The sequence below is a fragment of the Streptomyces ortus genome (genome assembly GCF_026341275.1).
Taxonomy (GTDB): domain Bacteria; phylum Actinomycetota; class Actinomycetes; order Streptomycetales; family Streptomycetaceae; genus Streptomyces; species Streptomyces ortus.
Genome location: NZ_JAIFZO010000001.1, coordinates 277,044 through 289,013 on the forward strand (window position 1 = coordinate 277,044; position 11,970 = coordinate 289,013).

Annotated in this window: 7 protein-coding genes and 1 pseudogene; 4 read left to right on the plus strand and 4 right to left on the minus strand. The window is 74.1% G+C overall.

Annotated features, from left to right (window positions below; genetic code table 11):
• Positions 1-108: 108 nt before the first annotated feature.
• Positions 109-918, minus strand: a complete 810-nt coding sequence (locus K3769_RS01055) for an alpha/beta fold hydrolase (RefSeq protein WP_267024496.1) — start codon at positions 916-918, stop codon at positions 109-111.
• 146 nt (positions 919-1,064) lie between these two features.
• Here K3769_RS01055 and K3769_RS01060 point away from each other — a divergent pair, with 146 nt between their 5' ends.
• Positions 1,065-1,670: a TetR/AcrR family transcriptional regulator gene (locus K3769_RS01060; RefSeq protein WP_267024497.1), complete on the plus strand. Its 606-nt coding sequence runs from the start codon at positions 1,065-1,067 to the stop codon at positions 1,668-1,670.
• Between the two features lie 16 nt (positions 1,671-1,686).
• On the opposite strand, the pseudogene K3769_RS01065 reads toward K3769_RS01060, so the two are convergent.
• Positions 1,687-1,830: pseudogene (locus K3769_RS01065) on the minus strand (acyl-CoA dehydrogenase family protein); the annotation flags it as partial.
• Between the two features lie 9 nt (positions 1,831-1,839).
• Entirely contained in the window at positions 1,840-2,634 is a 795-nt protein-coding gene (locus K3769_RS01070) for a helix-turn-helix transcriptional regulator (RefSeq protein ID WP_267024498.1), read from the minus strand.
• 421 nt (positions 2,635-3,055) lie between these two features.
• On the opposite strand from K3769_RS01070, the gene K3769_RS01075 reads away from it, so the two are divergent.
• Positions 3,056-3,946 carry a hypothetical protein gene (locus tag K3769_RS01075; protein ID WP_267024499.1) on the plus strand — a complete coding sequence of 297 codons (891 nt, stop codon included), beginning with the start codon at positions 3,056-3,058 and terminating at the stop codon, positions 3,944-3,946.
• A gap of 91 nt (positions 3,947-4,037) precedes the next feature.
• Here K3769_RS01075 and K3769_RS01080 read toward each other — a convergent pair whose 3' ends face one another.
• Positions 4,038-6,971 carry a helix-turn-helix transcriptional regulator gene (locus K3769_RS01080; protein ID WP_267024500.1) on the minus strand — a complete coding sequence of 978 codons (2,934 nt, stop codon included), beginning with the start codon at positions 6,969-6,971 and terminating at the stop codon, positions 4,038-4,040.
• 191 nt (positions 6,972-7,162) lie between these two features.
• Here K3769_RS01080 and K3769_RS01085 point away from each other — a divergent pair, with 191 nt between their 5' ends.
• On the plus strand, positions 7,163-10,603 hold the full coding sequence (locus K3769_RS01085; RefSeq protein WP_267024501.1) for an AAA family ATPase: 3,441 nt from the start codon (positions 7,163-7,165) through the stop codon (positions 10,601-10,603).
• Positions 10,604-10,676: 73 nt separating this feature from the next.
• Complete coding sequence (locus K3769_RS01090; protein WP_267024502.1) at positions 10,677-11,852, plus strand: cytochrome P450; 1,176 nt, start codon at positions 10,677-10,679, stop codon at positions 11,850-11,852.
• Positions 11,853-11,970 lie beyond the last annotated feature (118 nt).

The following is an 11,970-nucleotide window of genomic DNA, read 5'->3' on the forward strand; positions in this document are numbered from 1 at the left end:
CCCAGGCCGAGGCTGCGACGGATGCCAGGACCGATGCCGATGCCGATGCCGGGACCGGTATCGGTGTCGATGTCGATGTCGGTGCCGACGTCGCCGTGGGGCGTCCGGTCAGTTCCGTGTGCGGTCCGCGGTGTGGGACTCCGCGAAGTCCCAGACCACCGGCAGCAGTTGCTCCGGCGTCTCGGCCTGGGGCAGGTGGCCCGTGCCCTCCAGCAGACGGAAGTCCGCGCCGGGGACGGCCCGCGCGTACGCGCGTCCGTAGTCGGAGTCCACCACCTGGTCGCTCGCGCCCCAGACGACCAGGGTCGGACGGTCGATCTTGGCCAGCCGGTCGGTGAGCGTGGGGTCGGCCATGTCGTGCGGGCCCGAGTAGACCCGCAACGCGGCACGGTTGGCCTCCATGACCGCGCGCTGCTCCGCGGAGAGCGCGTTCGGGTCGAAGCGGGACTTCGAGGGGTCGTGGAACGAGAGGCGTGCCAACTCCGGGGGCGTGAGCGAGAAGGTGTCGGCTATCGGGTGACCCGGGACGCGGACGCCGACCGCGTTGACGAGGGTGACACAGCTGATCCGCTCGCTGCCCAGAGCCGCCAGTTCGGCGGCGATCCAGCCGCCGATGGAGTTGCCCACCACGGCCACGTCCCGCAGGTCGAGCTCCTCCAGCAGGTCGGCGTAGACCTGCGCCAGGGTCGGCACATCGGTCAGCCACTCGGGGCGGACCGTGCCGCCGAAGCCCGGGTGAAGAGGGGTGAGGACCCTGGCGGGCCGCTGCCCGGCCAGGAAGCCGGCGAACGGGGTGACGGTCTGCGGACCGCCGCCTCCGTGCAACAGCAGGAAGGTGCGCCCCTCCTGACCCTGCACGTCGACGGTGACATCGACCGTGCCCCGGTCGAGCTGGAGTGGGTGGGTGGTGCCGGCCATAGGGAGCTCCTCAAGTGCGCGCTCTCGTCGTGAGAGCTGACCCTCAGGAGAGTACGGAGGTCGAGTGTCGTTATGCAAGTGCGCTCTCATGTCGAGAACTCGCTGATATCGTGTACGTGGCTGTCGACGAGAGAGGGGGCGCGGGAATGGCGACCCAGGCCGGTGCGGGCCGCACCAACCAGAAGCTGCGCACGCGGACGGCGATCCTGGCAGCCGCACGGGAGTTGATCGAAGCGGGCTCCGAGGTGACCATGCCGGCGATCGCCCGCGCCGCGCTCGTCTCCGAGGCCACCGCCTACCGGTACTTCCCCGACCTGCCGTCGCTGATCAGTGAGGCGCTGGCCGGTGCCTGGTCGCCGCCCGCGGAGGCGCTCGCCCCGGTGGCCGGCTCCGCGGATCCCGTCGAGCGCATCGCGTTCGCCTGCGACTATCTGCTCCGCGGCATCCTCGCGCGGCAGGGTTCGGTGCGGGCGATGATCGCGGCCACCATCACCCGTCCCGAGACGGTGGCGGCCCGCCCCGGCATCCGCTTCGGGCTCATCGACGAAGCGCTCCGTCCGGTGGAGGACACGCTCGGTGCGGCCGACCCGGACGCGTTCGCCCAGCTCAAGCGCGGCCTGGCGGTCGTGGTGAGCGCCGAGGCCCTCTTCGTCCTCACGGACCTGTGCGGACTCGAAGCCGACGAGGCCGTCGCCAGCGCCGTGCGGACCGCGGTCGCACTCACCCGAGCGGCCACCCACCCGGCGGCATGACGCCCAAGCCGTTCACGTCCAGGGCCACTTGGCGCACCAGCAGGCAGGTGCACTCGATTGCCGTGGCGAGGTCGGCGATCCGGTGGCGCAGGGCCTGCAACGAACCCACGGGACGGCCGAACTGCTCCCGCGCGCATACGTATCCGACGGCGTCGTCGAACGGCGGAGTTCAGATCAGTCCGGCGCGTATCGCGTATGACACGGCGTGCGCGCGGTTGCGGGTCCGGGTGCGCTTCATCGCGCCGTACAGGATGTAGCGCACCGTGCGTTCGGAGTAGGAGAGTTCGACCGCGATCTCGTCGCACTGCTTTCCCTCCGCGATCAGACGCAGCACGTCCACCTCGCGCGAACTCAGCTCGGGTACGGTCCGGGCGCGGGTGGTGGCGGTGGCGGTGGCGCCAGCGGTGGCCGTGGCGGTGGTGGCGCCGGAGGGGAGGTGCCCGCCCGTGTGCTCGGTGTGAGACACCCCCAGTGCGGACGCGGATGTGGATGTGGACGCGGACGTGGACGCGGGTCCGTGCGGGGGAGTGGGAGCGCTCCCGTCACTGCCCGCCACCGCTCGCACGCTCCGGGCGAAGACGGCCGGGCTGCAGAAGTCCCACCACACGACGCCGCGTACGCCCCGCTTCCGTGCCGCCGTCAGATCCGCCCGCCACTGCTTGCCCACGACCACGAGGAAGCGTGCGTCGGGTCCGTCGCTCAGGCGGGGTAGCAGGTCCAGCACCGAGGCGTCAGCCACCTCCATGGCGACCACGATCGCGTCCGCCTCGCCGATCCTGTCCCCGGGCAGCTCGTGCAGACACGGGTCCAGGGCGGCGAAGCCGGCCAGTCCGGCACGGACCAAGGGCTCAGGCGCGTGGATCGCCACGCGCACGGTCTCGGTGCGTCCCTGCCGGACCTGCTGGGCCTTCTGGGCCTGTTGGGCCTGCTGGACCTGCTCGCTCTGCTGGACCTGCTGGGGCATGGGCCCTCCCGCCTCGGGTCTGTGGTCGCCCATGAGGAATGTGGCCGTCCAGATGGTTCCGGGGGCCGATGCTGCCATCCGCGGGCCCCGGACAGCCGTGGGCGGGGCCCGCCGTCGCACAACCGAGGGAAACCTGGCGCGAGCACCCGGCCGCCCCGCAGCGGGCCCGGCGCAAGGCGGCTCGGCGGGAGACGCGCGAGAACTTCGAAGAACTTCCTGTACGGAACGGCAAGGTTCGCAAGGACGGCTTCACCAGGGGTGCCAACCGCACGACGATGGGTGCGAGCGGGTTCCGACGCACTCCGGTTGCCGGAGCGCGTGTGCGGGATGCCGTGCGGCCCGTGACCACTCCTGGCCGCTCGCGGCGACTCCCGGCACCGCCCCGCGAACCTCTGGCACTTCTAGCAACAAAGGTAGTCCCATGACCGTGTTCCTTGTCCTGTTCGTGGTGCTCGGCCTGGTGCTTCTCGGGGCCGCCGCCGCACTGACCCGGCGGAAACTCGGTTCCTCCTCCGGACAGGCCCGCCCCGCGGGGCCGGGCGCCGACCGGAAGGTACTGGAGGCCGTCGCCCTGGGGCTGCAGGCGCTGGCCGAGGGGCGCGCGAGGGACGCGCGCCGACTGCCCGTCGTGCAGACGGTCGTCCACTCGGGACAGCGGCTCACCGCGCGTCTCGCGCAGGCCGACGTGGCGGCGCCTTCGCCGTGGACGTCGGACGTCTCCGGCAAGGAGTGGTCGCTGGACCCGGCGAGCCTGCGCGCGACCGGCACCTCCGGCGGCGCGCCCACACATCCGTACTCCCTGACCGTCACCCTCGGCCTGCACAGGGGAGACAGGGTGCTGGTCGACCTCGCGCAGCTGCCGGGGCCGATCGCGCTGACAGGTGACGACCACGAGGTGCTGCGCCTGGCGCAGGCTCTCATCACCGAGGTCGTCTCGGGGCCCGTCGGGCACCTGGCCACGGTGGTCCTGGTGGGTTCGGCGACCACCCCTCCGGTGACCGACGGACTGGGCTCGCGGTCGGCCCGGCTGTACCCGGCGGCCACCCGGAAGGAGGCCCTGGCCCACGAGGACACCGGGACGTCCGCGGGGGCGACGGCCGGCGCGGCGCGCACTCGTCGTCTCTTCGTGGTCACCGCCGCCCAGTTCCGGGACGAGAGATGGGCCGACGCCCCGCTGCGCGAGACCGACGCGCTGTTGGTACTCGGCTGGATCACCGACGCGGAGTGGCAGATCGGGGTGCACACGGACGGCTCCCTGGACACCGGCCGCCTGGGTGTCCTCGTCGACACCCACACCGCCCGCTTCTCCTGACCCGTCCGACGGAGCCGACCCGGCGGCGAACGCGGCCAACGCGGTGAACGCGGCCAGCGCGGCCAGCGCGGCCAACGCGGCTGACGGGCCGCTACCGAACGGTGCCGGGCACACCGTCCGGCACCAGGCCGCGGTCGGCGAGGCTGCCGTCCAGCCAGGCCGCGGCCAGTTCGGCCCGCGAGCGGCACCCGGTGCGCTGGAACAGCTGTGTCAGCCGCCGCTCCACGGTCTTCTCGCTCGACGCCAGCCGTGCCGCGATCTGCCGGTTCGTCGCCCCGTCGCTGACCAGCACCGTCAGCCTGACGTCCGCCTCGCTCAACCGGTCCCTGGCCGGCCGCACCCTCGGCAGTACGAGACTGCGCCGCCGCGCCATGTGACCCAGTGTCGTACGGGTGGCGCGCCCGATCCCCAGCGACTGCGCGAGATACGAGGCCTCGGCCAGCCGCCGGTCGGAGTCGTCGTCGATCTCCACCAGGCACAGCCGGCAGAGCAGGCCCATGTACACATCACCGCGCCCGTCGACCGACCGCAGGGCGGCCAGCGCGCCGTCCACGTCTCCGTGCACCAGGCCCCGCCCCAGCTGCACCGTCTCGCGGGTCAGGGCGGAGCCCACCTCCTCGTGCAGCGTTTCCATTTCCTCCAGCGTCCGGCCCATGACCTCGGGCAAGCCCTCCAGCAGGGCGTACGACAGGTGCCGCAGCAGCACCTTCTCGATGCCCGACAGCAGACCGCTCCCACGGGCCCGCCGTACGTCCTCGCGCGCCTCCTGAAGTGCCTGGGCCGCCCCGCCCGACCAGTACCGCAACCCCAACCTGGCCCAGCCGACCAGGGGATGGGTCACACCGTCGGGAATGAGCTCCAACCATGCCCGGGCGTGCCCCAACTCCCCTCGCGCACAGTGGATCTCGGCCGCCAGAGCACGGGCGCCCTGCGCGGTGGCGGCTGCCGTGCCACGGGTCCGGCTGCGCGCCTCGATCCGGCGGGCGGCCGAGAGAGCCCCGTCCCAGTCACCCTCCAGATAGCGGCGCACCATGGCGTGGTGGCGCGCGGCGGTGCTGTCCCCCGCCCCCGTGTAGCGGTCTCCGAGCACGGCGGCCAGGGCGTCGGCGAGGTCCGCGTGGGTGGCCGCGTGCCGCAGCCGGTCCACGGTGTGCGTGCTGTTCGCCTCCGGTGGCAGGGCGTTCAGTGCCCGCAGCAGCTCCGTGTGCCCGCCCGACGCGGCGGCGAGCAGCCGTAGTTCGGCGGGGGAGGGGAGCGGCCCGGTTCCGGGCCGGTGGCCGGCGACCGGCCGGCGCACCCTCGGGCGGTCCTCGCCTGCCGGGGGGCGTACGGCCCCGACGATCCCGTACGGACCGGCCAGCGCCGCGAACTCCCGCACCGCGGCCAGGTGTTGCGGAGGGCTGGTGTCCGAGGTGCCGGAGTCGTGGGTGTGCGGCAACCGGTGTTCGTGCAGCGCCGCCAGGGCCCACACTTCGGTGACGTATCCCAGCCGACCATGGGCCTGACGCCCGTCCTGCCCGCCGCTTCCCTGCGGGACGTCGCTTCCGGCCCAAGTGCTGGTGCTTGTGCCGGGACCGGTGGTCCGCTCGGCGGAGGAGGCGTACAGGCGGGCGAGCAGGGGTTCGCCCAGGGCCAGCGCGCCGGGATGGTCGGCGTGACGCAGGCTCAGTTCGGCGGACTCGTAGAGCACACCGGTCGTCCTGCGGTCGTACGGAGTCAGGCGTCGCAGCGCCGAGGAGTAGGCGCGGACCGACCGCGGCCAGTCGGACCTGGCGTCCGTACGGGCCGCCGCCAGCAGCACGTCCACCGCGAGCGCGTCGTCCAGTTCGGTCCCGGCGGCGGTCACATGATCGGCGAGGCAGGGATGGCCGCCCCCCGCGGTCTCCGCGCCGAGCCGGTCGCTCAGCGACCTGGTGATCAGGGCGTGCAGGGACGCGACGTCGTGGTGGGTGGGCAGGGCGCGCAGCGCCGCCGCGAGCGCCGGGACGGCGAACGACGCCCGGCCGTCCTCGTCCACGGTCAGGATCCCCTCCTCGACCAGCGGTGTCAGGGTCCGGTCGACGAGACCGGCCCGGCGGGGGCCGCCCGGCTTCAGCCGGTGCAGATCGGCGAACCGTATCTCGGCGTGTTCCAGGGCGCGGGCCACCGCCGCGGCCCCGTCCAGGCCGGCGGCGTCCGGCGGCTCGCCGGGCCAGCAGAGCCGCTTCAGCTGTGCCACGTCCGTGGTGAGCCGCAGTGCCTGCTCCGGCTCGGTCAGGCAGACATGGCCGCCCAGTTCGAGGAAGCCGCCGTGCCCGTCCATCGAGTCCAGCACCGAGAGTACGGCCTCGGGGGTGCCCGCCATCGGGCCCAGCGCGCGCAGCACCGCCGTCACCAGTGCCGGTTCGACCGGGCGGCCGAGCACGTGCTCCATCAGGGCCTCGACGTCGGTGGGACGTAGCGGCGGCAGTTCGAGCAACCGGTCGGCCGCAGAGGTCAGTTGGGAAACTCCGCCATCTCTCGGGTGCACCGGTCGGCCGGCCAGCGCCATCGGCACACCGGCCGGGCGGAAGACACGTATCAGCAGGCCGAGGGCGGCGGCCGTGGCCGACGGCAGGTGTTCGACGTCGTCGACGACCAGCGCGAACGGGGTGTCGCGGGCGGCCTCCGTGAGCGCTTCACTCAGGGCGGCGAGCTGGGTCAACTCGCCGTGTTGCGCGATGGGTTGGCGTGCCGCTCGGCGGGCGCCGCCGACGCGGGCCGTGTTCCGGCGGCGGTGGACCTTGGCCAGCGCGCTGTGGACGCCGTCGGCCAGGGCGGTGGCACCGGGCGTGCTCGCGTCGGCGTGACAGCGCAGCCGCAGGACCCTGGCGCCCTCCTCGACCGCCGCTCGCCGAGCGTGTTCCAGCACGGTGGTCTTGCCCGTTCCGGCGGCACCGACGATCAGCAGGACACGGGCCGTGTCACCGGTGGACAGCAGGGTCCGGGTCACCTCCCGGATCTCGCCGTCGCGGCCTGTGACAGGCCGGCCGTCATACACGCCCACGCCTCCTGATCCGGGACACGCCGGACGGGAACGACCAGCGGAAACGGCCCCATGCGAACAGCCGTCCGCACATGACCATAATGGCTGTCGCCGGCCGAAGGCCCGGACGAAGGGCCGGCCGGCGGCGCTCTCCACGCGTGGGCGCGCCACCGCCCGCCCGGCACATGTCGTAGAGGAGAGCGCGGAGGACAATGACTGCTCCGTCCGACACCCCCTGGCTGCTGCACGGGGGTACGGCCGTCAGCCTGGACCGTACCGCCGGTCGACTGGTGGGCCGCGAACGGCAGGTGGACGAGGTCCACGGCCGGCTGAGCGATCCGGAGGGGCCGCGCCTGGTGCTCGTCCGCGGTGAACGAGGCGTCGGGCGGAGCGAGTTCGTGCGGGCGGCCGGTGAACTGCTGCGCGCGGAGGGTGCTGACGTCCTCGACGTGGCGTGTGTTCCCGGTGACCGGGGACGGCCGTTCCTGCTGGCGTTGCGGTTGATCATGGCGCTGGAGGAGCACCGTACGGCCGCGGCGCACCCGCGGTCGGCGCGGCCGGCCGCCGAGGCCCTGCGGGCGGCCGAGCAGCGTGACAGGACGGCGATGGCGGGACTGCTGCGCGCCGCTCTCACGCACTCCGGGCCCACCCCCGTGGTCGTGGTGACGGACGACCTCCAGCACGCCGACGCCGCTTCGCTGGCCGTGCTGCGGGAGACCGACTTCGCGCATGTGCCGCACACCGTCCGGTTGTTGGCCTCGGAAGCGGGACGCGGTGGGCCGGGGGCGACCGGGTGGGAGGGCGTCTACGGGACCCACACGCTCGTCCTGTCCCGGCTCGGACCGCACGAGACCACCACCATGCTGGCACGCCGGTTGCGGGCCACGCCCGACACGACGCTGGCCCGGCGGGTGCGGGAGCTCACCCTCGGGGTGCCCGGCGCCGTCGACGCGCTGCTCACCGGCTGGACGCGGCAGGGCGCGATCAGGGTGGCCGACGGCCACGCCTTCGTCGGCGCGCGCAGACCGACGCCGGTGCTGCCGGACGACGACCGGTTCATGACGGCGCTGGACGAGCTGGACGAGTCGTGCCGCACGGTGGCCGGGGCCCTGAGCGTCCTGTGGCCGCTCGGGGGGCGGGCCGCGCCACTGATCGCGGCAGCGACCGGCTTGTCCGCGGATGCGGTGAGCGACGCGCTCCGCGCCCTGACCGAAGCGGAGCTCACCGAAGCCCTCCCGACACCGGGCGCCACCCCCACGCCCCGCCACGCCGAGACGGGCCCCGTCGGCCCCGCCGTCCCCACGGCCCCCGAAGCGGCCGAGGCGCCCACCCCCGGAGCCGCTGCGGTCGCCGACGGCTCGACTGCCGTCCCCGGATCCGGCCGCGCCGACGACCCCGGCCCCGGCCCCGGCTCCGGGCCCGTCGTTGCTGCCGCGCCGGGTGCCGACACGGTCGCCCCCGGAGCCGCTGCGGTCGCCGACGGCTTGACTGCCGTCCCCGGATCCGGCCGCGCCGACGGCCCCGGCCCCGGGCCCGTCGTTGCTGCCGCCCCGGGTGCCGACACGGTCGCCCCCGGGGCCGACGACGGTGCCGCCCCCGTCCCCGCGCCCCGAAGCGGTCGCCTCCCCGGTGGCGACCGCGTACCCCCGCACGGGTGGCGGTTCCGGGTGCCGTTCGTGGCGTATGCCGTTCGGGAGCGGCTGGGGCCCTTGGAGCGGAGCAGGCTGGCCGCCACCGCCGTGGAGGCGTTGTGGGCGGACCAGGACGAGGCGAGCCCGCAGGGCGCCACCCCGCATCCGCGAAGACCGGCGGTCGCGGCCCTGCCGGACGAGGCCGACGCGGTGGCCTACCTCGCGGACCGCGTCGCGGAAGCCGGCTCGCTCGTCGACCCCGACCGCGCGGTAGCCGAACTGACGGCCGCCGCACAGAGGCTGCACCCCGACTCCGAGGGCAGGGGAGTGCTCCGGTGGTGCCGGGCGGCCGGTCACCTCGCCGAGCGGCCCGCCGACCGGGTCGCGGCCCTCCACCGGTACGCCAAGGCCGCCTACAACGCCGGCGACCACCACACCGCGCGGACCATCGCGGAGTCGATCCTGCGCAACCTGGCGGACGTCCTCGGCCCCCCGGCGCTGCAGGACACCGCCAGCCTGTTCACCGCGGCGACGGCCAACGACCTCGACTGGCGGGCCCTGTCCCGGCTGGCCACGGCGCGATGGTGGGACGAGCTGCGCCTGCCCGCCCTGGCCGCCGTGACCGGCCGGGCGCTGGCCCTCAGCCAGTTGGAGAGGTGGCAGGAGGTACTGGACCTGCTGGCCCGGACCGAGCCCGTCTGGGCCACCGATGCCCATGCCCGGGTGCTGCCCGCCTACTTCCGGGCCGTGGCGGAACTGGCGCTGGGGCGGCCGGAGCGCTTCCGGGACGCGCTGGCGTTCCCGGAGGCCGCGCGCCTCGACACCGGTCACGTCCACGCGCTGGCCACCACCATGTTCGACGAGCTGCTCAGCGGCCGGGACCTGCGCGCGGCCGAAGCCCTGCTGGACGCGCACGGCCTGACCGCCGACCTGCTGGCCCCCCGGAGCCTGTTCCTGTGGCGCCATCTGCAGGGCCGGTGGGACGAGGCACTGGAGTCGGCACGCTGGATGCTGGCGAACAACCAGACGAGCACCCCCGCGGCGGACAGCCAGCTGATCCCGGCGCGGACCGCTGCCGTCCTGCTGGCCCGGGGCCGCCCCACGAGCGCCCGCCGCCTTCTCGACAGCGTGCGCGGGGACGCGGCGAGCGGTGGCGGGGAGGGCCCGCTGGAGTACTCCCTGGACGCCGTCGAGGCGGAGTTGCTGCGGGCCCTCGGCGACCCGGCCGGCGCCGAGAAGGTACTGCGCCGAGGTCTGGACGCGGCAGCGGACCGCGGCCAGATCGCCGGCACCGGTGAACTGTGGGCCGCGCTCGCCGAGGTGCACGCGGACGAGGGACGTCCGGGTGAGGCGGCGGCCTGCCTGCGACGCCTGCGACGGATCTCCGACCGCACGGGAGACACAAGGACTCGGCTCAGGTTCTTGCTTGCGTCGGCCGACGTCCAGCGACAGAACAGCCGAGCCGACCAGACCGGCCGAGTCAGTCAGACCGGCCGAGCCGACCAGACCGGTCGAGCCGACCCGGTCGGCCACACCGGCCCGCACGGCCCCGACGGGTTCGGCTCCGGCCACGAGAATCTGCGTGAGGCGGTGGAACTCGCCCGCTCCCGCAGCCAGCCGTTCGAGACGGCGGTGACCCTCGTCGCCGCCGCGGACGCCGGCGCGGGCCCGCCCGCCCTGTTGCACGAGGCGTACGAACTCTTCGGCCTGGCCGGCGCCGCCCTGCCCCGCTTCCACACCAGGACCGCCATGCGCGAGGCCGGAACCACCGTCCCCGGCCGCAGACAGGCCACCGCCGAGAACGAACAACTGCTCGCGACCCTGATCGCCGAGGGGCTCACCAACCGCCAGATCGCCACGGTGCTGCGGCTCAGCGAGGACGCGGTCGCCAACCGCCTGACCCGGCTGTTCGCCCGCACCGGCCTGCGATCCCGCACCGAAGTGGTCACCGCCGTGCTCACCACCTACCGCGTCCACCGAGGAGCGGCCGGGCAGGATGAGGTACATACCGGGCAGGGTTAGCCTTGCGTGTGATCGGATACCCCATACCCGTCCGGACCTCGCGGCCCCGGATCTCACCACCCCGGCCCCCGCGATGAACGCCGACGTCTCCTCCCCCCTCGGCGCCGCCACCACCCTCGCCGAACTCACCCGCGACCCCCACGCACGACTGGCCCGTCTGCGCGCGCACGAGCCCGTGTCCTGGCTGCCCGAACTCGACGGCTGGCTGGTGACCCGCCGGGACCTCGCGATGAGCGTGATGCGGGACGCCGAGACCTTCACGGTCGACGACCCCCGGTTCTCCACGGCGCAGGTCGTCGGGCCGAGCATGCTGTCCCTGGACGGCGAAGCGCACGCCCGCCACCGCGAGCCCTTCACCGCGCCCTTCCGCCCCCGCGCGGTCCATGACGGCTTCGCCTCGTTCATCGAGGGGGAGAGCGACCGGCTCATCACCGAACTGGAGGAGGACGGCACCGCCGACCTGCGCCGCGCCTTCGCCGGTCCGCTCGCGGTCGCCGTCGTGACCGAGGCACTCGGGCTGGTCGGCACGAGCACCGCCACGGTCCTGTCCTGGTACGACTCCATCGTGGCGGCTGTCTCGGACATCACCGCCGGACAGGAGGCGCAGCCCGTCGGCACCGCGGCCTACGCGCGCCTGCGGGCAGCCGTGGAGGCGACCGTCGCCGACCGGGACGCGGCCTCGCTCCTCGTCTCCGCAGCCGGACGGCTGACACCGGCCGAAGTGGCCTCCAACGCCGCGGTCCTGATGTTCGGCGGCATCGAGACCACCGAGGGCATGATCACCAACGCGCTGCTGCACCTGCTGAGCCACCCCGGGCAACTCGCCCTGGTCCGCGCCGACCCCGGTCTGCTGGACGGCGCGATCGAGGAGTCGCTGCGCCTCGAACCGGGCGCCGCGGTGGTGGACCGCTACGCCACCCGCGACACCGTCCTCGGCCCGGTCACCGTCCGCCGGGGCGACCTGGTCACCGTCTCGCTGGCCGGAGCCAACCGCGACCCCGACGTCTTCCCCGACCCCGACACATTCGACGTCCGCCGCGAGAACGCGCGCCTCCAACTGGCCTTCGCCCACGGCCCGCACTACTGCCTCGCCGCACACCTCGCCCGTCTGGAGACCCGTATCGCCCTGCGGGACCTGCTCGGACGGCTCCCCGGCCTGCGCCTGGACCCGGCCCACCCCACCGCCCCGTACGGCCTGGTCTTCCGCAAGCCGCTCAGCCTGCACCTCCTGTGGGACACCACGGCCTGATCGACCGTCGCCCCGACGGGCTGTCGCCCCGGCCGGCCGTCACTCCTGTCGACCGCCGTCACCCCTGGTCGGCGGAGTGCGATCGTCCGCCGAAGTGGCCCGGCCGGTCCTCCCCGGA

Coding starts and splice junctions, on each gene's coding strand:
- K3769_RS01055 (WP_267024496.1), bottom strand. CDS start 918: ATGGCCGGCACCACCCACCCACTCCAGCTCGACCGGGGCACGGTCGAT.
- K3769_RS01060 (WP_267024497.1), top strand. CDS start 1,065: ATGGCGACCCAGGCCGGTGCGGGCCGCACCAACCAGAAGCTGCGCACG.
- K3769_RS01070 (WP_267024498.1), bottom strand. CDS start 2,634: ATGCCCCAGCAGGTCCAGCAGAGCGAGCAGGTCCAGCAGGCCCAACAG.
- K3769_RS01075 (WP_267024499.1), top strand. CDS start 3,056: ATGACCGTGTTCCTTGTCCTGTTCGTGGTGCTCGGCCTGGTGCTTCTC.
- K3769_RS01085 (WP_267024501.1), top strand. CDS start 7,163: ATGACTGCTCCGTCCGACACCCCCTGGCTGCTGCACGGGGGTACGGCC.
- K3769_RS01090 (WP_267024502.1), top strand. CDS start 10,677: ATGAACGCCGACGTCTCCTCCCCCCTCGGCGCCGCCACCACCCTCGCC.